Annotated in this window: 22 protein-coding genes and 1 pseudogene; 20 read left to right on the forward strand and 3 right to left on the reverse strand. The window is 37.0% G+C overall.

The annotated features are described in order from the left end of the window. Positions 1-19: 19 nt before the first annotated feature. The 5 genes from BTO28_RS09725 (at position 20) to BTO28_RS09745 (ending at position 4,810) form a co-directional block, all read left to right on the forward strand. Positions 20-1,009 carry a hypothetical protein gene (locus BTO28_RS09725; protein WP_076765738.1) on the forward strand — a complete coding sequence of 330 codons (990 nt, stop codon included), beginning with the start codon at positions 20-22 and terminating at the stop codon, positions 1,007-1,009. A gap of 230 nt (positions 1,010-1,239) precedes the next feature. Next, the gene (locus BTO28_RS09730) at positions 1,240-1,437 is read left to right on the forward strand and encodes a hypothetical protein (protein WP_076765740.1); all 198 of its coding nucleotides are present in this window, start codon (positions 1,240-1,242) and stop codon (positions 1,435-1,437) included. Beyond that, positions 1,424-1,855 carry a hypothetical protein gene (locus BTO28_RS09735; RefSeq protein ID WP_076765741.1) on the forward strand — a complete coding sequence of 144 codons (432 nt, stop codon included), beginning with the start codon at positions 1,424-1,426 and terminating at the stop codon, positions 1,853-1,855. The genes BTO28_RS09730 and BTO28_RS09735 overlap by 14 nt, the downstream gene beginning before the upstream one ends. An 11-nt stretch (positions 1,856-1,866) precedes the next feature. Beyond that, on the forward strand, positions 1,867-3,465 hold the full coding sequence (locus BTO28_RS09740) for a DNA packaging protein (protein ID WP_076765743.1): 1,599 nt from the start codon (positions 1,867-1,869) through the stop codon (positions 3,463-3,465). Between the two features lie 16 nt (positions 3,466-3,481). Next, positions 3,482-4,810: a phage portal protein gene (locus BTO28_RS09745; protein ID WP_076765745.1), complete on the forward strand. Its 1,329-nt coding sequence runs from the start codon at positions 3,482-3,484 to the stop codon at positions 4,808-4,810. A 572-nt stretch (positions 4,811-5,382) separates the two neighbouring features. Here BTO28_RS09745 and BTO28_RS09750 read toward each other — a convergent pair. Beyond that, positions 5,383-5,769, reverse strand: coding sequence for a hypothetical protein (locus BTO28_RS09750; protein ID WP_076765747.1), 387 nt, complete (start codon positions 5,767-5,769; stop codon positions 5,383-5,385). Positions 5,770-5,876: 107 nt separating this feature from the next. Between BTO28_RS09750 and BTO28_RS09755 the strand changes: the two genes are divergently transcribed. The 8 genes and pseudogenes from BTO28_RS09755 to fliD all read left to right on the forward strand — a co-directional run bounded on the left by BTO28_RS09755 (position 5,877) and on the right by fliD (position 11,117). Further along, positions 5,877-6,779 carry a hypothetical protein gene (locus BTO28_RS09755; RefSeq protein WP_076765749.1) on the forward strand — a complete coding sequence of 301 codons (903 nt, stop codon included), beginning with the start codon at positions 5,877-5,879 and terminating at the stop codon, positions 6,777-6,779. A 63-nt stretch (positions 6,780-6,842) separates the two neighbouring features. Beyond that, positions 6,843-7,649 (forward strand): hypothetical protein, encoded by an 807-nt coding sequence (locus BTO28_RS09760; protein WP_076765751.1) that lies wholly within the window; start codon positions 6,843-6,845, stop codon positions 7,647-7,649. A 75-nt stretch (positions 7,650-7,724) separates the two neighbouring features. Next, complete coding sequence (locus BTO28_RS09765) at positions 7,725-7,931, forward strand: hypothetical protein (RefSeq protein ID WP_076765754.1); 207 nt, start codon at positions 7,725-7,727, stop codon at positions 7,929-7,931. Positions 7,932-7,987: 56 nt separating this feature from the next. Continuing rightward, positions 7,988-8,332 carry a hypothetical protein gene (locus tag BTO28_RS09770; protein ID WP_076765756.1) on the forward strand — a complete coding sequence of 115 codons (345 nt, stop codon included), beginning with the start codon at positions 7,988-7,990 and terminating at the stop codon, positions 8,330-8,332. Between the two features lie 12 nt (positions 8,333-8,344). Further along, positions 8,345-8,932, forward strand: coding sequence for a hypothetical protein (locus BTO28_RS09775; protein ID WP_076765758.1), 588 nt, complete (start codon positions 8,345-8,347; stop codon positions 8,930-8,932). A 121-nt stretch (positions 8,933-9,053) separates the two neighbouring features. After that, positions 9,054-9,149: pseudogene (locus BTO28_RS16915) on the forward strand (YneF family protein); the annotation flags it as partial. Positions 9,150-9,525: 376 nt separating this feature from the next. Further along, a complete protein-coding gene (locus tag BTO28_RS09785) occupies positions 9,526-9,954 on the forward strand; it encodes an ASCH domain-containing protein (RefSeq protein ID WP_076765763.1) in 429 nt (142 codons plus the stop codon). 224 nt (positions 9,955-10,178) lie between these two features. After that, positions 10,179-11,117, forward strand: a complete 939-nt coding sequence (gene fliD / locus BTO28_RS09790; protein ID WP_083711451.1) for a flagellar filament capping protein FliD — start codon at positions 10,179-10,181, stop codon at positions 11,115-11,117. A gap of 156 nt (positions 11,118-11,273) precedes the next feature. Here the strand turns inward: fliD and BTO28_RS09795 are convergent, their stop codons facing one another. Continuing rightward, positions 11,274-11,453: an aspartyl-phosphate phosphatase Spo0E family protein gene (locus BTO28_RS09795; RefSeq protein WP_076765767.1), complete on the reverse strand. Its 180-nt coding sequence runs from the start codon at positions 11,451-11,453 to the stop codon at positions 11,274-11,276. Between the two features lie 169 nt (positions 11,454-11,622). Here BTO28_RS09795 and BTO28_RS09800 point away from each other — a divergent pair, with 169 nt between their 5' ends. Together BTO28_RS09800 and BTO28_RS09805 are read left to right on the forward strand one after the other, a co-directional pair. Further along, on the forward strand, positions 11,623-12,330 hold the full coding sequence (locus BTO28_RS09800) for a cytochrome c biogenesis CcdA family protein (protein ID WP_076765769.1): 708 nt from the start codon (positions 11,623-11,625) through the stop codon (positions 12,328-12,330). Positions 12,331-12,361: 31 nt separating this feature from the next. Next, positions 12,362-12,862 carry a CcdC family protein gene (locus tag BTO28_RS09805; RefSeq protein WP_408606655.1) on the forward strand — a complete coding sequence of 167 codons (501 nt, stop codon included), beginning with the start codon at positions 12,362-12,364 and terminating at the stop codon, positions 12,860-12,862. Here BTO28_RS09805 and BTO28_RS09810 read toward each other — a convergent pair. Further along, positions 12,855-13,298 (reverse strand): DUF2621 domain-containing protein, encoded by a 444-nt coding sequence (locus BTO28_RS09810; RefSeq protein ID WP_076765772.1) that lies wholly within the window; start codon positions 13,296-13,298, stop codon positions 12,855-12,857. The genes BTO28_RS09805 and BTO28_RS09810 overlap by 8 nt on opposite strands. Before the next feature lie 127 nt (positions 13,299-13,425). Here BTO28_RS09810 and BTO28_RS09815 point away from each other — a divergent pair, with 127 nt between their 5' ends. The 5 genes from BTO28_RS09815 to BTO28_RS09835 all read left to right on the forward strand — a co-directional run bounded on the left by BTO28_RS09815 (position 13,426) and on the right by BTO28_RS09835 (position 20,117). Beyond that, a complete protein-coding gene (locus BTO28_RS09815) occupies positions 13,426-14,547 on the forward strand; it encodes an exonuclease SbcCD subunit D (RefSeq protein ID WP_076765774.1) in 1,122 nt (373 codons plus the stop codon). Then, complete coding sequence (locus BTO28_RS09820; protein WP_076765776.1) at positions 14,544-17,651, forward strand: AAA family ATPase; 3,108 nt, start codon at positions 14,544-14,546, stop codon at positions 17,649-17,651. Before BTO28_RS09815 ends, BTO28_RS09820 begins: the two co-directional genes overlap by 4 nt. A 90-nt stretch (positions 17,652-17,741) precedes the next feature. Then, complete coding sequence (locus BTO28_RS09825) at positions 17,742-18,341, forward strand: SCO family protein (RefSeq protein ID WP_083711453.1); 600 nt, start codon at positions 17,742-17,744, stop codon at positions 18,339-18,341. 181 nt (positions 18,342-18,522) lie between these two features. Continuing rightward, positions 18,523-18,702 carry a hypothetical protein gene (locus BTO28_RS09830; RefSeq protein WP_076765778.1) on the forward strand — a complete coding sequence of 60 codons (180 nt, stop codon included), beginning with the start codon at positions 18,523-18,525 and terminating at the stop codon, positions 18,700-18,702. Positions 18,703-18,890: 188 nt separating this feature from the next. Further along, positions 18,891-20,117: a PucR family transcriptional regulator gene (locus tag BTO28_RS09835; RefSeq protein WP_076765780.1), complete on the forward strand. Its 1,227-nt coding sequence runs from the start codon at positions 18,891-18,893 to the stop codon at positions 20,115-20,117. Positions 20,118-20,551: the final 434 nt, after the last annotated feature.

Below are 20,551 nucleotides of genomic sequence, written 5' to 3' on the forward strand. Positions count from 1 at the left end.
ATCAAAGGAGAAAATCTAAATGAAAAATATCAAACAATTTCTTAACTACAATGACCGAGAAAGTAAAATCTTTATGCCTAATGAAATCTTTACGGATATTCGAGACGAACGTATTAAGAAGGGTCATCGTCCATTCACTTTCTCATACTATTACTTAATCAATTATCTTTATAGAAATGCAAAATACGGTGATATGAAAACGAATATTACCACAAAAGATATGGTAGACGTATTAGGATTTTCACCTGAAAACAGACGATTAAGTTACATCATGAAAGATAACGGTGTACTTGACCAAATGAAATATACAGAAACGACACGGGATATTCCTGTATTGGCAGGTAACTTTAAAGATATGTATGGTCATCAAGAAGGGCTGGACTTTGAATACTATGAATATTACCCTGATATGGCTGACTACGTAAAAGGTTTTGCTAACTCCTACAAAATTAAAAAGCCTGTCCTTGCCTTTAATCGGCATATTAAAGACCCTGAATGGATTGAAACTTATCAGGAAGAAGATTATCGAGATGGCACATTCTATGAGGTTGAGAACACGACACTCATTCCTTTTGAAGTGTTTTTATTTTGCATGGAACACAAAGATATTGAATGTGATGGATTCTATCTATACTCCTATTTGAAAATGATGAATGACCGTTTTCCTAATGGATATAGAGTGGCATTAACACAATTATGTAATGACTTAGGTTTTAGCCGTGGGAATCTTGTCAATACACTAGATGCTTTAAAAAGACACAGAATGATTCAAGTTATCCATAATCAAAGTTTCTTTGCTGTTGGATTGAAGGAGGAAGACAGGATGCCAAACTCTTACATAATAAATGATTGGGAATACTTCAATGATAATGGAGATACCGAGTACGAAAAAATTAAATATATTGACCGGAAAAAGTATGAGGAAATCTTAGAGAAAGAAAAGAAGGAACAGGAAGAAAAGAATAAGAAAAAGAAAGCGTATGTTGCTTTGGAGGACTTACCTTATTAATAAATCCAATATGTTACCTATATGACTAATCTATAAGACAGTCATACCTATGACGAATCTTAGAAATTTCAATATGTTACTTATATGACTAATCTTTAATACGTATTATTTATACGGTTAATTATTCATTTATTAATATTAATCAATTGTATCTATAACTGTATTAAAGAATGGTCAAATAGGTTACATATTGGATTTTTCAAAAAATTAAAATCAAAGGGGATATTCAGATGTTAAATCTAAGCGAAAATATTAAATCAATTCAGGAATCACAACAGAAAGTACATGACAGTTTGGTGATTATGAAATATTTGAATGAGCGTAAACAGGAAAATCTTGACCGTATGAATGAGATTATTCAAAGAATGTTAGAACTCGATGAAGAACGTAAACGATTAATTGGAGGTGCTGAAAATGACAATCTATGAAGCATTAAGAAATATTCACTGGAAGAAGGCAGAATACTTTAAGTTTAAGTTTCCTGATGTCCGATACGACCAATCTGTACCAGTTAAATCAGAAGATGAATTAATGAAATCTTGTCATTTGAAAAGTATGAATAGTTTCTATGCTTGGGAGCGTACTGATGAATATAAATCACTTCTCATGTTGTACATGGCAAGTAAAGTATCAGATGACTTCATGGAAATTTACAATATTGTCATTGAGCAAGCCAAACAGGGTGATGATAAAGCGATTAAAACTTTCTTATCATTGCAGAAAGAAATTCGTGACAATGCAAAAGTGGCAGAAGGAGCATTAGGTAGCAAGAAGAAAAAGAAACAAGTCGAGGTCACTGAAAAAGAAGATGAACCTGATGAATTTGATGACTTGGATTTATCGTGAGGTGTTAGGCTATGGCAGTTAAAACGAAACAATCAGCATTGGATAAGGTTTTGGGTGATTTCCGATTATTTGCAAAGAATTTTGTTAAGATTATCGACAATAACGGTGATACTGTACCTTTTGTGTTAAATCATGAACAAGAAAATTTCACTAAGAATATGGGGAAATATAATATCATCTTAAAAGGCAGACAGATCGGCTTTACTACTTGGTCATTGGCTTATATGTTGTATTCAGCCGTAACAAAACCGGATACAAACTATTTGATAATGACACATCATAACAAGGTAACGCAGCAACTATTGAAAAGAATTAAGAAGATGTACAAGTCATTGCCACATGAAAGGTATCCTAACCTGTTTCCTAAGTTAGAAATGAATAATCGTGACGGATTGTATATGAGCAATGGAAGTGGGATTCAAGTTGCAACAGCCGGTGGAGAGGATTCAATTTCAGGTAATACTTTTGAGTTAATTCATTTATCAGAGATGGCAAAATATCCTGATGAAGCCCAAGATGAAATTATTGCCACGGCTATTCCTGCATTGGCTAAGAATCCAAACAGTAAAATTATTATCGAATCAACGGCAATGGGAATCAACTTGTATCAAGATATTTTTATGAAGGCATACCGAGGACAATCAACATGGAAACCCTTCTTCTATTCATGGCTGGCTAAGGCATATGCAAAGCAATTCCGTCACTCATTTGATGAAGCAGAAACTCATTTCAAATTACATAATAAAGGCGATAGGATGCAGCCTAAACATTTAGAAAAGGATGAAATAGAGTTAAGGGACAAATACGGTGCTAATTATCGTCAGTTAATGTTCAGACGGTATTACATAGAAACAAACAGTTTAGAGAAGTTTCAGCGTGAATTTCCTACTACACCTGATGAAGCCTTCCTTACCACAAATAAATCTGTATTTGATACACGCATGATTGTTGAACGATTGAATCATATTGTGCAGCCTTTACCTTATACAGAGGTTCAGGATGAACTACCGTCTACATTACATAAATACTTAAACAAGTCATTATTCATTTATCACTTACCTAAAAAGGGCGTTAAACATTACGGTGGCGTGGACGTTTCCAGTGGTTCAGGTGGAGATAATGATAATAGTACAATTGCAATTTACAATAAGGAAGGCCAGCAAATGGCATCCTTTTATAGTAATGAGATACCTGTCTATGAATTTGCCAGTGTGGTGAATGATTTAGGCAGGTTTTTTAATTATGCGTACATTTGCGTTGAGCGTAATAGTTACGGTACTCCATTACTGGAACGATTGAGGAAAGAATATGGCTATTTGAATTTATTGAAGCAGAAGATATTCGATCAAAAAGGAAAAAAGAAATTGCAATTGGGCTTCATGACCACTAATCAAACGAAAAGTATCATCGTATCTGATATGAAGGAAAACTTTGAGTGTGGGCTGATTAATATAGAGTGCTTCCAAACGTTAGAAGAAATGAAAATCTTTCAGGAGCAGAACGGCAAAACAGGTAATAAGCGTGGGAAAGGTATGCACGATGATTTAGTTATTGCAACGGCTATGGCAGTCCAGGCAATGAAGCAATGTAAATACTATGTTGATATTTAATGAAAGGGGATTTAATATGAATAAATTAGAGAAATACATTAAAGATAAATACGATGGTGCGCCTTATTGGTTTATTGAATACGTTCAGGAAGTACATAACCAAACAAAGGTAAATGAAATCTATGAGTTAAAGAATTACCTTGAAGGTCATCATAAGATATTACAACGGCAGTCGTATAAATATAATGGCAAAGATTTTACCCCACGTAAGATTGTATTGCAATATGCTAAGACATTGTTGTCATTCCAGAAGGCATATCTATTACAGAACCCTGTCACATTAACAGGTAATCAGCGTGTAGTAAAGGAATACCAAAAGGTACAGCGTAAAGCAAAGTATGACCGAATGAACATGAAGATTATTGACCGTCTGTTGAAGTACGGTGAAGTGTATGAGTATGTGTACGTGGACGCTGGACAGGTTAAGAGTAAGTTGATTGAAGGGGATCAGGGCTTTCCTTTATATAATGAAGAAGGAGATATGATTGCTTTTGTTCAGGCATTCGTTAGTGACGGCATTGAATACTATACAGTATTTGAGGATGATGTTGTAACTAAGTATGACAATGCAGGTGGAGAGATGAGAATGATTAGCCGTCATGCTAACCTTAGTGGCTTGCCTGTTGCTTATGTTAATGCAGGTGAATGGTCAGAGTTAGAAGGACGCAGTGAGTTACAGGATTGGATAGGACTACTGGACAACATGGAAGATTTATTAAGTAAGTTTACGGACAGTTTTTATAAACATCATAATCCTATTCCAGTCATTGTTGGTCAACAGTTAAAAGGTGAGGGATTACCTAAAGATGTAGTAGGTGGTGGCTTACAGTTAGATGATGGCAATGATTTTAAAATGGTCAGCAATCAATTGGATTATCAGTCATTTGAATCGGTGTATAAGACATTGCAGCAAGCATTATTGGATATTTCAAGTACGCCTGCCGTATCAATGAATAAGACGGACATTAGCAACTTGTCAGAGGTCAGTATTAAGTTACTGTATCAGTTGGCTTCGATTAAAGCAGGTATCAATGAACAATATGTGCGTGAAGGTATGGAGCAACGTTTTGAGAAAATCAGAACATTGTTAGAGTATAAGGGAATTAAGTTGAGCGATGATGAATTTGATACGTTGGATGTAACGTTCCAGTATGCGATGCCAAGTAATGATAAAGAGATTATTGAGAATCTGAAAACGTTGAAGGAAATTGGAAGTGTATCATTGGAAACTGTGCTTGAAAATAGTCCATATGTGAGTGATGTTCGGATGGAGATGGATAGATTGAGTGGGGATAATGTGAGAAATAGTGAGAAACAGGAAACAAGTGAGAATGCAATACTTTAACACTTTAGTGAGGTAAAGGATAATTCGGGATGAACCGTTGATATATATGGGATGATACTTGTTGATAATATATCAAAGTTTTCGCACCTGTTATATATGGACGGTCATTCATTTTTAAATTAGTGGTCTAAACGTTGTCCGTGGTAGACAGTAGCGTATCATATTTGGAATTCCTGTCCGTATGAAGCGTCAATCTACCAGTTATCGTTTATGCAGTCATTCAGATAAAAACTCGATTTTATTCCAATTTATGAATGACTGACTGCATTTTAATTCACAATCAATATACATTGGTAAATGGCTATATATCAATGTTATTAAGTTATATTGCATAAAGTTTGTGAAAAATATAGGTGGTCGGGTAATTATCATAAGTCGATGAATAGGCGATAAACGCTTATATATCAAGGGATCATGATCATTATAAGTTTACATAATGTATGTTCTAGGAAGTCGATTGATATGTACATGTGAATATATTATACAGAATAATGAATGATACAGAGCGATACGATACCCCTAATTGGAAAATAGATCACCTAACATCTCATTTTACACACCCACGAAAAAAATTAGTCATTATCGTACTCATCAATGATGGCTTCATAATAATTGCTGATGTGCTTTATTTTCTCTTCCTCTTTTTCTATTTTATTGGAAGTATAAACAGTGGGAGAAAATACGCGCCAACTAATTCGTGATCTTAATGTATCTGATACAATTCCTAAATAATCACTATCGGCTGTAAAGTGTTCTACCTCTTCCAAAGTAAGTTTGTAAATACAATCAGCAATAGAGGTCAACTCATTATTGAATCCTAAAGATGGTCTTGAAATCTTTAAGATTTTAACCACTAGGCCAGATTCAATATGTGGCTGCAATGCTGAATGAACTGTTTGTTCATAGTCGTGATAATCAACTTCTACTTTTACTGAAAAGACACCGGCTATTTCAATCATTTCCAATTCCCCCTCTTATTAATTATATTGTATAATTATAGAAAATGAAAGAGAGATGGATATGGAGAAATTAGATAAATTAGTATTTTCACGAGAGGAAACTTTAAATGAGCGATGAAACAGAAATATTTTCTGATACTGCTGAGATACTTAAACAAATTCAAGCGACAAGCGACCTGTTAGATAGTGCATTAAATCAACTTATTAAACCGATAGAAATCCAAACGACAATTGACCTCGTAGACAGTGCATTAAATCAATTCATTAAACCAATAGAAATTTTAGAGGAATATGACAATATACAAAGAAGTATAGCAGAAACAGAGGAAGACTTAAGAGTTTTTAAAGTGGAAATGGTTAAGATGAATTATCCCCCTCATACTTCCCTTAGTATAAAACAAATGAGAATGATTGCTCAACAATGTCGAAGTGACCGTACAGTAGTAGAAGAGTATATAAATGAATTTATGGTTAGATTCTATGACAGTAAAAGGATTCAAGAGATGGGAGTGGAGTGGGAGGAAAGAATATTCTTACAGGATCGTCTCCCTACACTGAGAAATGTAATCAAAGCATATAATCTGGGCATGTATGAGGTTATCCCAGCAGTAATTTTAGGACAATCCGAAGGTGTTCTTGCCGATGGTTTTGGTTACAGAGGACAAACAAGTGGGATAGTAAATGAAATCTTTTTAAAAAATTTGTTGAATAGAGAAACATCAAATTTCTCTTTTGACGATCAAATATACAAATACTACGATACAGTAGTTTTAGTTAAATTTGCGCATGGTAGAAAGATTGAAACAGATGTAAGTAGACATGGATTTGCACATGGAGGATATAAAGGGCCTGTTAGCCAAGAAGCAGCATTGAAATCTATCTTGCTCTTTGATTACATTTCTTACAGAATTGAAAAAATCAAAGAAGAACAGAAAGAAAAAGCAAATCTAGAAATTAAAAAAGTATTTGAAAGAAGACAAGCGAAAAAAGTGAATAATAAAAGGAGATAATTTCATTATTTGAAGGATTCCCTTTCCTTGTATCGAAAATAGTAGACAAAAGGAGGGGAATTAATGTTAAAGAGATCAATATCATATCTACTGCTGTCCTCCCTATCTTTAATTGGCTGCTCAAATGATAAAGCAATTGAAGTAGAAAGTAAGGAACAAGTTGAAGAAAATGATATTTCAACTGAAACAGAAGTTTTTAAAGAAGAATTGGAATTACAAGAATTAAGGGAGCAACCCGATGTAGTTATTCCAGAAGGAATAACTCTTGCTGAAACACAGTACAATATAATTAAGGTTATTGAAGAAAACAATTATACCGTTGAAGTATTATCAAATTTAGAAGGACTAAAAAAAGGGGATTATGAAACGAATTTTATACAAGAATTTGAAGAAAAAGAAATCCCATATAAATTTCTATGCAGTGAAGCGCCAGCAGATAAATATGATACATCTACTCCGTGTCACTTTATTGGCTATGCAAATGGCTTAATCCTTTTAAATGATTACTTGAAAATACATGAAGTCATCTACATTAAAGATTCAGAGGGAAATACAGTAAATCCTTCTGAATTGGAATATCTACAACAAGAAGTTGATAGAATTTCAGAAATTAAAACTGCTATTGCAGAAGATCGGTTTAAAAAAATGCAAGAAGAATGGAAGATAGAAGAAACTGAAAAAGAAATTACGGAACAGGAAGCAAAGAAAGTTTATATAGGCATGACACAAGCCGAAGTTTTAGAAAGATGGGGCAAACCTAAAGATATTAACCGAACAGTTTCCGCAAACGGTACTGGAGAACAGTGGGTATATCCTAATTATCAATATTTGTATTTTGAAGATGGAATATTAGTGACCATTCAAAATTGATAGAAATAACTATCATTTTTAGAAGGATTATCCTTTTCTGTGTCGAATTGAGTAGGCATAAGGGAGGTGGAAAAAATGAAACAAATTCAAGGAAGTCATGAATGTTTTAATTGTGACTCATTAATTAGATGGAACGGGAATATTTTTAATGGAAATCCACCAAGTGTGAGATTTACTGATATGAAAGAAATAAAAGTTTCTTTCGTTGATAAGGGTTTAATAGAAGCGACAGTTAATTGTCCAAAGTGTAAAAACAATAATACTTTTAGACACGAACTTTAACACCCTTCAATTGAGGGTGTATTTTTTATGCTCAAATTTAGAAAGGAATGATTTAATTGAACAATATACAACGCATAGAACTGGAAACGAAAGGTATCATCTTATCACAAAATGAACTATCTATTTACCTTGAAGAAGTGGGGCTGAATCCTACTGTTGAATATATGCCTTATAATGAATCAAATAAAGTTCAAATTTATCAAGCAGCATTATCTATATTAGAATCCGTTGCCAATAATCCAACGCTCATGAAATCAGTCAAATTAGATGATATGACGGTGTCAGATTTTGCTGACAGTATTCAGTCACGTATTGACCAGTTGGAACGGAAAGTAAGAACGATGAAACAAAATATCCAATCGGCTAATGAATCAAGTGTGTTCATGCTATTTGATAACTAAGGAGGTGCAGCAATGCAATTTGATACGACATTTTTATTTGAGGGCTTATCTGATACAATTCAGGTTAATGGAATAGATCAACGTGCCATTATTACGAATCCTCCATTATCCGAAAATGAAGAACGTCATTTACATACTGAATTTCTTGTGTCACAAGGGGATTTAATTATTTATGAGCAGGGGTCATATTTGTCTTTAACTGAAACAAATATTAAACGTCATTGTAAATATAAGACGCTTATTCGTCACTGTAATTTTATGATTGAAGTGGCAGGAGAAACTATAACTAGGCAAAAATTAGATGCAAGCGGGAACCCAATGTATGACGAAGACGGTAGGCCAGTTATGGAAACTGTTATAGGTGAACCTATTTTTATTCCGGCTATCATTGACAATAAGAAATCATCTATTGATGACGGTACACAGTTACGTGTACTGGATAATGAAATTTATGTAACTGTGCAGGATAATGAAGTAAACCGTGAAAAGTTTATTCTCAATGCTGAAATCAGCCCAACAGGCGATACATACAAAATAAACAATGTGAATAACACAAAGAGGGGCTTATTAATCCTTACGGCTGAACGTGTAGCAAGTTAGGAAATTTAATCACTTTTGAAGAGAATTAACTATTAATTGTTTACATGGATGCTAAACTCATGGTATATTTTCCAATAATAGAATAAGGCATTTTCTTAGATGGCTAAACCTCACTGTATCAATGCTGCGTATGATGATGATGCAAATGGGAATGAAACCATCACAAAAGAAAATTAATCAAATGATGGCACAAATGAACAAGCAGCAGGATAAATAAGTCCCTGCTGCGTAAGGGTTTGAACGGAATTTTTGCTGTTTTAATCTATTCTTCATTTGTTTAGATATCGTATAAGGTTAAACATTCATCACTATTTTCATGTCAGTCTGGTTTATTTCTTATGAAAATAACAACAACCACCTTTTCTTGTTGAAAAATGAACAAGGGAGGTGGTTTTTATTTTGACAATCGAATTAATATTTCAACGATTTAGTAAAACTAAAATCAGGAAGATTAACAATTTATTAGCATTAAATGAGTTAGATGTTTTATTTATCTGGTGGATTGGTTAAACTCCTCATAATATTTTTCTATCTGGACACTCTATAGAAAAAATAAACTCTTAAAGAATAAAGTCAGAGGGGAGGCGGGCTTAATGAAGGTTTTATCAATGATTCAGCCTTGGGCAAGCCTTTTTGTCCATAGGGAGGCCAAATATGAGACAAGATCATGGAGAACAAGTTATAGAGGGACACTGGCGATTCACACGAGTAAAAAAATGGATAAGGAGGCTAGCAGCCATGATACCATCCAGCTGCTGCTCGGTAAACATGGATACTCAAAGGAAAAACTTCCTACTGGCTTGATCATTGCAATATGTAATCTTGAAAATTGTTTAAAGGTAATGGAAAACAGTGGAACGTCAGCAATACTGGAAGATGGGCAAGTCGTATCAGGCAATGATTATTATTTAGGTGACTTTCGAGTCGGCGGCTATGCTTGGGAAGTGAAGGATATGCGATTGCTGGATGAATTTATTCCAGCGAAGGGAAAGCTTGGTTTATGGGAGCACGATGATTTATAAACATATGTGTAGTGTCCTAAAGGGTATGGGCGGAATGATTATGGTATATACGGTGTTTAGTAAACCGTATTACTAGTTAAAATTGCGTACATTTGTAGTACAGTAGTTGAAGTGAATGTCCTCGATATACATAAAGTCTAAAATATAAGACTAAACATTATGATATAAAATCCGATATAATAACAGAAAAGATTGGCATATATTCCTGTTTTGGACGGGTTTGTATGAAATTCAGCAAACAAGAAGGGTGTGATTGTATGGTAGTTAGATTTGGCGGGATTGCTTCTGGTATGGATACAGAGAGCATTGTTAAATCGTTAATGGATGCTGAACGTCTTCCATTAATGAAAATGGAAAGACAAAAGCAAGCATTAGAGTGGAAACAAGAAGATTACCGTGAAATGAACATGAAATTGAAGAATCTTTTCGATAGTGTGGATCCTCTTAGATTACAGGGTACTTTTAAAACTGGATCAGCTGAAGAAATAGAGGGAACAATTGATAAAATCAAGAAGTTTGTGGATACATATAACGAAGTAACCGCTGCGATCCATGGAGAATTAAACGAAGATCGTTTTCGTGATTATCAACCGCTTTCGAATGATCAAAGAGATGCCATGAGTGACAAACAAGCAGAACGCTGGGATGAGAAAGCGAGAAGCGGGATGCTGAAAAATGACCCTATATTACGCGGTATAGTGAATGAGATGCGTTCTGAGCTGACAGGCCCTCTCGAAGGAGCTTCAAATGCAAACTTCGATACTTTATCTAAAATTGGCATTTCGGTCAAAGGTTCATATCATGAAAACGGGAAACTAACACTAGATGTAGACAAGCTTCGTAGCGTACTGGGCACGACCGAGGGTGCAGACGCAGTAAAAGAGTTGTTTACAAAGGCCGATACGGGATTTGCTAAACAGGTTCTAGACACTGTGAATGATGGCATGAAAAAAATAAGTCAAACGGCGGGAAGTGCAGGTAGCCTTTCATTTAACAACACGATCGGCAAAGAAATGATCCGTTTGTCTAAGCAAATGGAAAAATTTAATGAACGCCTAGTTGGGATTGAAAATCGTTACTGGAGTCAATTTACTGCAATGGAAAAAGCAATGAGTCAAATGAATTCACAAAGTGCATGGCTGTATCAGCAATTCAGCAGGTAAACAAGAGTGGGGCTTATTTAAGGCCCCGCTTTTTTATAGTTCATATTTGAACTAAATGAGCGAGTTTATTTAGTTTGATAAATTTTCTGAAGTGGATTGTTTGTTCGGATCCGTACATATCAATAAAGACGGCCTCAGTAAGCTGAGACCGTCTTTTTATTTCAATTGAGCATTTTTTTGTTTTCGAATATGAAGTTCCTCATATAGATTTAATAGACGGTCCAGTTCCTGGCTGTACTTGATCGCAAGCTGTGAATTGAGTCCGTTGTCAAACGCAATGGCAAGAAGTTCAGTCCGCTTTTCTTCAATCGCGGACAACAGCGTTTCTTTATTCATAGCGGACCTTCCTTTCTACTCTGTAATACCTCTCTAATTTTAGTATACCCAATCATTTACTTATTTTCAAAAAATATTTGTCGATTTATGGACTTTTTCTGTTCACAGTATTTTCAGAATACGAATAATAGTCTTGTCTGTTACAATGAGTAAGGAAAGGATGTTGAAGATGACGGATGTAAATATTTTTCTGGCATTTGGCGCAGGATTCCTCAGCTTTATATCACCGTGCTGTCTGCCGCTCTATCCTGCCTTTTTATCGTATATTACCGGTATGAGTGTGAATGAACTGAAACATGACAATGCAATGCTGCAGCGGCGAAGCATGCTGCATACTCTTTTCTTCTTACTTGGTTTTTCACTTGTTTTTATCCTTCTCGGGTTTGGGTCATCCTTTATTGGACAACTATTAAAAGAGTGGGACGATCTCATACGGCAACTCGGTGCAATTTTTATTATTTTCTTCGGTCTTGTAGTTACAGGTATTTTGCAGCCGAGGTTTATGATGTCGGAAAAACGGGTGGAGTTTAAAAATCGTCCAAGTGGTTATCTTGGTTCCTCATTAATAGGTCTTGCTTTTGCGGCTGGCTGGACACCATGCACCGGCCCCATTTTGCTGGCGGTTATGAGTTTAGCTAGTACGAACCCTGATTCGGCAATGATATATATGATTGCTTATACGCTAGGATTTGCCATTCCGTTTTTTGTTTTGTCGTTCTTCATAGGACGGATGAAATGGATTCGTTCAAATAGTGCTAAGATTGTAAAAATCGGCGGTTATGTTATGATTATTATGGGTATAATCCTCTTTTTTGATTGGATGACGAAGATCATTATGATCTTAACGCCATTATTTGGAGGATTCACCGGTTTTTAACACGTTTGAAGGAATGATAAGAATGGATTGGATGGTTGCGGCATCATCAGTGGCTGCTGTTTTTATGGGCATCGGCGCACTAATTGTCAGAATGCGGGCAGCGAGAAAGCCAACATCAGCGAAGAAAATCATTATGCCGCCGCTATTTATGAGTACAGGTGCCCTTATGTTCTTATTTCCGGCATTTCGGGTCACGGGACTTGAATTATTGGAAGCAACAGCTGTTGGAATGATATTTTCCCTTTTATTAATTAAAACGTCTAATTTCGAAATTCGTCATGAATCGATTTATTTAAAACGTTCTAAAGCATTTCCGATCATTTTATTGTCATTGCTGATCATCCGCATTTTAGGCAAACTTGTATTGTCGACCACAATTGATATTGGTGAACTGGGGGGCATGTTTTTTATTTTAGCTTTTGCGATGATTGTCCCTTGGCGCATTGCGATGTACCGCCAATATACAAAATTAAAAAGACAGCTGCCTAACAAGACAACCGCTGCAGCACAATTAAAAACTCCGCTCACTTGAGCGGAGTTTTTTGAAATAAGTGGCTATATGGGGCTACATCAATGTTCATTTCATCAAGTTTTTTGCGTAAAAATTTATGATCGCGTTTCGGTGTGGCTAAAATATAACCGCGGATAATGAGATCAATTGAGATTCGGCGTGATTTCTCATTAAGCGCAAGTTCACCAATTTTCCCTGCAATTTTATGGCGTGCGACATCACGGAAAAGTTCTGGAACCGGGCTGACAAGCTCCTCTAACATCTCTTTTTCGTCTTTACCCCACAATTTCCGGGTTCGATCTACGTAATATTCTTCCCAATCCATATCAGATCTACCATCTTGCTTTGGCATTTTTTTTAAAAACTTGCGGAACATAAAAAAACCGCCGATCGCAAATAACGAAACGAGGACAACGGTCCAGACAACAATAAAATAAGAAAACCAGCCTTCAAGCATACTTCAAACCCCCGTAAGATTTTCTTCTATAAAAATAGTATAACAGAAAAGATCATCTGTTCATCCCTTTTCATTTCCTAAACGTTCCGTTATGATAAGAACGTATATACGAAAAGAGGTGGAAGATATGAAATTTATTCATACGGCCGACTGGCATCTTGGAAAAATCGTACACGGTGTTTCAATGATAGAAGACCAGCGTTTCGTTTTGAAAAAATTGATTAAGATTATTGAAATTGAAAAACCTGACGCCCTTGTCATTGCGGGAGATTTATATGATCGGTCCGTGCCGCCTGCTTCCGCTATCAATCTATTAAATCAAGTCCTATTTACTATAAATGTTGAAATGAACGTACCGGTTATCGCTATTTCAGGGAATCATGACAGCGCTGACCGTCTTGCGTTCGGTTCGACTTGGTTCAGGCAGAGCCATTTTTATCTGGCAGGAAAACTCGAAAAAGAAATGTATTGTCCTGTCATTAACGGGGTTCATTTCCACTGTCTTCCGTACGCAGAACCAGGTGTGGTCCGTCATTTATATGAAGATGAATCCATCCAATCACATCACGATGCAATGAAAGTTCTGACAGGAAGGCTAAGTGAGCAAATGGATCCTAACGCTTTTCACGTTGCAGTCGGCCATTCGTTTGTGACCGGTGGTGAAACTAGTGATTCAGAACGAATATTATCTGTCGGTGGTACAGGGAATGTGGGCGCAGAGTTGTTTAGTCCATTTCATTATACTGCTCTTGGCCACCTTCACAATCCGAATGCAATACGCCATGAAAAAGTACAGTACTCTGGATCGTTATTAAAGTATTCTTTTTCTGAAGCATCCCATACGAAAAGTATCTCTATTATCGAATTGGACGAGAAAGGGCAGCTGTCTGTTACGCAGGAACCGTTGACGCCTCTTCGTGATATGAAAGAAATAAAAGGCTTTTTTGATGAAATAATGGAGATGGATGAAGTGGATGACTATATAAAAGTAACATTGAAAGATGAAGGCGCAATCCTTGATCCAATGGCAAAATTAAAAATGAAGTTCCCAAATATTTTGCATCTTGAGAGGGCAGCATTAAAAGCGGGTTCTACTATTTCAGCGGCCGAGCTTAAGAAACAAAAAAATGAACTAGAATTGTTTGGCGAGTTTTACGAAGTGATGACCGGCCTTTCCTTTTCAGCAGAAAAAGAAGCATATATTGCTTCTGTTATGGATGATGTAAAAAAAGGTCGTGAGTACGCATGAAACCGGTCAAATTAACAATGACTGCATTTGGTCCATATGCAGGACGCCAGGAAATCGATTTTTCCCTGTTAGAAAATCGAAAAATGTTTGTGATCTCCGGGAAAACGGGTTCCGGGAAAACCACGATTTTTGATGCCATTAGCTTTGCCATGTACGGAAAACCGAGCGGCGATAATCGAAGCGCAGGGGACATGAGAAGCCAGTTTGCTGACCCAAAACAGGCAACGAAGGTGGAACTTTTATTTGAATTAAAAGGGAAACAATATGTCATTCGCAGAACTCCGCAGCAGGAAAAAATGAAAGCGCGTGGAGATGGAACGACGATGGCGAATGCGACAGCGGAGCTTCATGAACTGACTGAAGAAGGAAAGCTTGTTCTTCTAGCCGCTAATGTACGGGATACCGACGAAAAAATGAATGAATTAATCGGTCTTGAAGCAAATCAGTTTCGGCAGATTTTAATGATTCCGCAAGGTGAGTTCCAAAAGCTCCTAATGGCGAGTAGTCAGGATAAAGAGAAGATTCTGCAAAAACTCTTCCAAACGCTTTTTTATAAACAAGTCGAAGACCGTTTGAAAGAAAAAGCTGATGTGTTAAAGCAGGAAGCAGGAAAAGCAATTGATCAGCAAATAATACTTTTAAAGAGTATACCGCCTTATTCTGATCAAATGAGATTGCTGCTCGAGAAGGATGATGTAACGAAAGAAGCCATACTCGACCAGCTTGAGGCCGACCTTCTGCAGATGAACGATGAGTATTCCACCATGAAGGAAACCATGATGAATCTAAACAAAGAGCGGGATGATCAGGTCGCTGCCCGTGAACGGAGCATCGCGCTGAACGATCAATTTGACCGGCTGGAGCAAGCGCTCGAGATAAAGAACCAACTGGATAAACAGCAGGAATCCATGCAACAATTGAAAAAGAACATTGAACTCGGGGAAAAAGCGGAAAAGCTCATTTCGTACGAAGAAAGTGTACGTAAGGCGAAAAAAACGGCTGAACGAGCTCTTGAACGAAAGAATGAAGCCGTAGAAAATGAGAAGTCGGCGCGCCAGAGGTTTTTACAGGTAGATGCGGCGTTTAAAAGAGAACAAAATCGCCAGCCTGAACGGGACGAAACTATGCAGCGCTTTCAGTACTTAGAAGCAATGAAAGACGCTGTCCTTTCATTTAACGAAGCCATACAGAATGAGTCGAATTGCCGTGAAAAGCTTGAAAAGGCGAAGGCTGATGGAACCGAAATGGAAGAAAATCTTCAAAAACTTAATAGGGCACTTGTACAGTTGGAAAAGGACCTTGAACCGCTGCATTCCGCTGGTGAAAGATACATTGAAGCGGAGCATCTTGTTGAAAAAATCATGCAGCGGCTCGAGCAGTATAACGAAATAGTGAGTATAGAAAAAAGCCTAATTTTGTTAATGGAAAACGAAACAAAAGCGGAACGCACATATAAAGAAGTGGATCAGCAATGGGCAAAATCCAAAAATCAACTAAACACCCTGCGACAAGAGTTATATCAAGAGCAAGCGTCCATTTTGGCGGAGAATTTAACAACGGGTAAACCATGTGCGGTCTGCGGGTCTATTCATCATCCAAATCCAGCAGTTCAGAAATCTTCAACCGCCAGCCTGAAGTTAGTCGAGCAAACGGAGCGTGAAGCAGCATCTCTTGAGAAAAAAACACGTGATGCTGAAAGGGAATTAGCGGCCATCCGTTTTAAAATAGAGTCAGCGAAAACCGACATTGAAAAGTTGAAATCAAAGATCCCTGATGGCCAATCTGGATCAGATATCGAAGAAGCACTGGCACAGGCGAAAAAACAGCATGAAACAGCAGCAAATGACCGCTCAAAGAAACAGCTTTTGACGGACAGCTTGCAACATAAGAAACAAGAAAAGGAACTACTTTTAAAACAAGTAGAACAAAATCGACAGAAGCAGGCTGACGAGAATCATAAACAAATTGAAGCCAAAAGCATACTTGCTCAAATGAAAAAGACGATACCAGAGCCAATGCGCGATGTTCAAGTCTTTTTACAGTCATTTGAGGAATTAAAGAATCAAGTGGAACAAAACCAGCGATTGTTTAATGAAACACAATCCGCATTCCATGAATGGAGTACAGTCTTGCAATCAGCTGTTGCCGTCGTGAATGAGAGAGAACAGGCGGCTATTGAGTCAAACAGGTCGTTAAACGAAGCAACCGCATCACTAACCGAAAGACTTAAAGCACTAGGTTTTATTGATATACACGCGTATGAAGAAGCCAAATCGTACGTACATGAGCTTTCACGAATGAAGGAGTCGGCTGAACGTTATGATCAAGAGCAGCAAATGATTCGTATGCGTATCGACGAATTGAATAAAGTGACAGCAGAATTGGAACGTGTTGATATCAATGAACTGGACAGCGCGATTGATTCATTAAATTTAAAGTTGGGCGAATGGACGAATAAAGCTGCTGCACTCGCCTCTCAGGTGAATGAATCAAAACGACTTAGGGAAGCGGTTCAGCGTTTATCTGAACAAATCTTGCGCGTGGAGGAAGAGTATCGCCTGACGGGGCATTTGTATGATGTCGCGCATGGAAAAAACGAATTAAAAGTTACTTTCGAGCGCTATGTGCTGGCATCTTTTCTGGAAGATATATTGTCATCGGCGAATACACGCCTTGCAGGGATGACAAATGGAAGATTCCGCCTTTTACGACAGGTAGAGCGTTCAAAAGGAAATGCACAGAGCGGCCTTGAATTATTGGCGTTTGATCAATATACAGGTCAGAGCAGGCATGTAAAAACGCTATCCGGAGGAGAAAGCTTTAAAGCAGCTCTTGCACTAGCTTTAGGGCTTGCAGAAGTGGTGCAGAATTACGCAGGAGGGGTATCGCTCGAGACGATGTTTGTAGACGAAGGATTTGGAACGCTGGACCCTGAGTCACTTGACCAGGCGATTGAAACACTTATGGATATTCAATCAGACGGAAGACTTGTCGGAATTATTTCCCATGTACCGGAGTTAAAAGAACGGATTGACGCCCGACTGGAAGTGAAACAGTTCGATACCGGAAGCAAGGCGATGTTCGTGTTCTCAGGAAAGGAATAAAACAATCGTTCATAAATTTTTCATGAGGAAAATGCAAAACGTGATTGAGAAATGAGCGGGTTTCCTCTAGGATTAAAATATAAAAGCTGCATGGAGGGAATACTTTTGAAATTACTTTGTAAAATGGCGCTTGCTGTTGTAACCATGATCGTTTTATCTGCCTGCAGCAGCAATTTTCAAGCCAATATGGATGTGGAAGTCGATGACTTTACACATGTGAATCAAAACGGGAATGAAGTAAGTTTGGGTGATTTAAAAGGAAAAGTATGGATCGCGAATTTTATTTTTACAAATTGTACAACGGTTTGCCCGCCAATGACTCATAATATGAGTGAACTCCAGGATTTATTGAATAAAGAAGGAGTAAAAGAATACCGTATTATTTCATTTAGTGTTGATCCAAAAAGAGATACACCGAAAGTATTGAAGGAGTATATTTCCAAATATGAAGCGGATGAGTCGAATTGGGACTTATTAACGGGTTATGATAGTGACTATATTCGCGAATTTGCGAAAGGAAGCTTTCAAACGCTAGCGGTGCCAGATCCAAACTCCGATCAATTCATGCATGGGACGAGCTTTTATTTAGTGGATAAAGAAGGCACCGTTGTGAAAAGTTACAGCGGAAATACAGATGTGCCATTTGATGAAATCGTCCTTGATATGAAGCACTTATCAAAAGAAACATAATGGAAAGCCTCGATTGCAAAAATCGGGGCTTTTACCTTAATAATCATCCAATAATTTTAAAAACAAGTCTTGACTTTTTAGAAATTTACGAAAATTTAATATATTTTACTTGCGGAAATTCCCTTGTTTGTGTAAGATAAGAGTACAGATTTTTTCTGAATATTCAATAAGGGGTGATTTTATGAACTACGGATTCTACAAATTTGGGTCAACTAACAGCGTTAAGTGTGAATGCGGCTGGGAAGGACAGCGTGCGGAATTAAGACGGGCGATGGTCGTTCTCGAACAGACAAAGTGCGGCTCCATTTTTGATGCCGAAGATGTTTATATTTGCCCTAGCTGTGAATCCCGAAAGTATTAAACCTCTCCATTTAGACCGGCCTTCGAATTTCATTTACTTTCCAGTGTAGTCTTCAGCGACAGCCAGCAGCCAATTGCCCTAGATGACCATGTGCGGGATCTTATAATGATCCCGCTTTTCCAATTCTTTTTTACAATGGCATTTCCTCGATTTATAATAGAAGTATTCAAAGGCAGTGGAGGAGTAAAATGTCAAACGCAGGAAATCACTATTTCAACCTTGAGTATGAATCAATTGAGATGCTGGCGGACCGCATTAGTGAAGCGCTTCATTGCCCAATCACAATTGAAGATGCGAATCACCAAATTATTGCTTACAGCCGGCATGAAGGGGAAATTGATCCTGTTCGGATTGCAACTATTATGAGACGGCGTGTACCTGAACACGTCATAAATAGTCTATGGAAAAGTGGAGCGATCCCGAAACTATTTGAATCGGACGAACCGGTGATCATTCCGGCTATTGATCAAGTGGCACTAGGCGAACGGGTAGCTATCTCTGTCAGAAAGCAAGATAAAGTCATCGGTTTCATTTGGGCACAATCCAAAGCGATTTTTACAGATGAGCAAATGTCCATTTTAAAAGAAGCTGCAAGAGCAGTAAAACATCAGCTTTTACAGCATGAAAAACAGAAGCGTGCAGCTGAAGAAAGTCATCAAGAATTCTTTTGGAAGTTATTAACCGGTCATTTTAATGGAAAAAATGAAATTGATCAGGCCAATAGAGTTTACGGGCTTCCATTGTCCGGTGATCTGATTACTGTAATTTTTGACTTTGGTAGAACAATTGATCAAACATTGGAACGGCAAATTGATTATCTTGTTGAAACGCTGCAGCAAGTTTCATGTATTACCAGAACGTATGATGGTGAGCATCTTATTTTACTAATTCGTTTTTCTGAAAAATCCGAAACGGATGTATTGGATGATTATGTTAATGATTTTATAAAAAAAACAACGGAACGTCTTCAAGTTCGTCCAATTGGAGCAGGTGGGAGCGCCGTGAACAATCCACTGGATGTGAAGAGAAGTTATCAAGAAGCGTTGTATGTGCTGCGCATGAAGAGACTTTTTCCGACTGTTCATATACCCAGCTGTTATGAAAAGCTTGGCATATTTCAAGCAATTGAAGAGTTTCGTGCTGTTCGAAAAGGTAAACAAAATAAAACTGTGGAAAAACTGAAGGAATATGACCATATCCATAATGCGAATATGCTGGAAACGATTTATACGTTTTTAGCTTTTGATGGCAATATGAATGAAGCTGCAGCTGTACTGCATGTTCATCCAAATACTTTAGCGTATCGCTTAAAACGAATTTCGGAAATTTCAGGGTTGAATTTGAAAGATATGAACGATAAAACATTGTTATATATTGATTTATTAATCATGCATTTAGAGGATTCGCTTTTGTAGAGAGAAACATCCACTCTCAATTTTTGATTCTAAATTATGTTAGTTTTTAAATTTATTGTTCATGCATTGGAGACATACTTTTGACAAGGTCTGTGAAGGGCAATTATTTTTGTCAATAATAGCTTCAATTGGTTTTATTTGTACGATATTTTTCATTCATTGATTTTTACTGGTGACGCAATGTTTTCTCAAATACTATGATTTCAATCGTATTTAACACAGGCATAATAACTCAGAAGTATATTCAAAAAATAGTTTAAAGAAAACGTTATAGAATTATCATTTATTTTTTATCTAGTATTACCAATATCATAGAACAGTATTTACTTATGTTTGGAACCTTTTGAGTCTTTGCAATTATTTTCCCTGAGTTTTTTTAAGACTAAAGCGTTAGAAGAAAAGAACACCGGACGTATAACTTTCAGCCGGTGTTC

This window comes from Domibacillus epiphyticus, assembly GCF_001975785.1.
Classification (GTDB): domain Bacteria; phylum Bacillota; class Bacilli; order Bacillales; family Domibacillaceae; genus Domibacillus; species Domibacillus epiphyticus.

What these genes read in the sequence shown, in the direction of transcription:
- fliD (WP_083711451.1), top strand. Translation starts at nt 10,179, where the DNA reads ATGAAATTCAGCAAACAAGAAGGGTGTGATTGTATGGTAGTTAGATTT.
- BTO28_RS09750 (WP_076765747.1), bottom strand. Translation starts at nt 5,769, where the DNA reads ATGATTGAAATAGCCGGTGTCTTTTCAGTAAAAGTAGAAGTTGATTAT.
- BTO28_RS09725 (WP_076765738.1), top strand. Translation starts at nt 20, where the DNA reads ATGAAAAATATCAAACAATTTCTTAACTACAATGACCGAGAAAGTAAA.
- BTO28_RS09755 (WP_076765749.1), top strand. Translation starts at nt 5,877, where the DNA reads ATGAGCGATGAAACAGAAATATTTTCTGATACTGCTGAGATACTTAAA.
- BTO28_RS09795 (WP_076765767.1), bottom strand. Translation starts at nt 11,453, where the DNA reads ATGAATAAAGAAACGCTGTTGTCCGCGATTGAAGAAAAGCGGACTGAA.
- BTO28_RS09820 (WP_076765776.1), top strand. Translation starts at nt 14,544, where the DNA reads ATGAAACCGGTCAAATTAACAATGACTGCATTTGGTCCATATGCAGGA.
- BTO28_RS09785 (WP_076765763.1), top strand. Translation starts at nt 9,526, where the DNA reads ATGAAGGTTTTATCAATGATTCAGCCTTGGGCAAGCCTTTTTGTCCAT.
- BTO28_RS09745 (WP_076765745.1), top strand. Translation starts at nt 3,482, where the DNA reads ATGAATAAATTAGAGAAATACATTAAAGATAAATACGATGGTGCGCCT.
- BTO28_RS09730 (WP_076765740.1), top strand. Translation starts at nt 1,240, where the DNA reads ATGTTAAATCTAAGCGAAAATATTAAATCAATTCAGGAATCACAACAG.
- BTO28_RS09735 (WP_076765741.1), top strand. Translation starts at nt 1,424, where the DNA reads ATGACAATCTATGAAGCATTAAGAAATATTCACTGGAAGAAGGCAGAA.
- BTO28_RS09775 (WP_076765758.1), top strand. Translation starts at nt 8,345, where the DNA reads ATGCAATTTGATACGACATTTTTATTTGAGGGCTTATCTGATACAATT.
- BTO28_RS09765 (WP_076765754.1), top strand. Translation starts at nt 7,725, where the DNA reads ATGAAACAAATTCAAGGAAGTCATGAATGTTTTAATTGTGACTCATTA.
- BTO28_RS09830 (WP_076765778.1), top strand. Translation starts at nt 18,523, where the DNA reads ATGAACTACGGATTCTACAAATTTGGGTCAACTAACAGCGTTAAGTGT.
- BTO28_RS09835 (WP_076765780.1), top strand. Translation starts at nt 18,891, where the DNA reads ATGTCAAACGCAGGAAATCACTATTTCAACCTTGAGTATGAATCAATT.
- BTO28_RS09815 (WP_076765774.1), top strand. Translation starts at nt 13,426, where the DNA reads ATGAAATTTATTCATACGGCCGACTGGCATCTTGGAAAAATCGTACAC.
- BTO28_RS09760 (WP_076765751.1), top strand. Translation starts at nt 6,843, where the DNA reads ATGTTAAAGAGATCAATATCATATCTACTGCTGTCCTCCCTATCTTTA.
- BTO28_RS09825 (WP_083711453.1), top strand. Translation starts at nt 17,742, where the DNA reads ATGGAGGGAATACTTTTGAAATTACTTTGTAAAATGGCGCTTGCTGTT.
- BTO28_RS09800 (WP_076765769.1), top strand. Translation starts at nt 11,623, where the DNA reads ATGACGGATGTAAATATTTTTCTGGCATTTGGCGCAGGATTCCTCAGC.
- BTO28_RS09805 (WP_408606655.1), top strand. Translation starts at nt 12,362, where the DNA reads ATGGTTGCGGCATCATCAGTGGCTGCTGTTTTTATGGGCATCGGCGCA.
- BTO28_RS09740 (WP_076765743.1), top strand. Translation starts at nt 1,867, where the DNA reads ATGGCAGTTAAAACGAAACAATCAGCATTGGATAAGGTTTTGGGTGAT.
- BTO28_RS09810 (WP_076765772.1), bottom strand. Translation starts at nt 13,298, where the DNA reads ATGCTTGAAGGCTGGTTTTCTTATTTTATTGTTGTCTGGACCGTTGTC.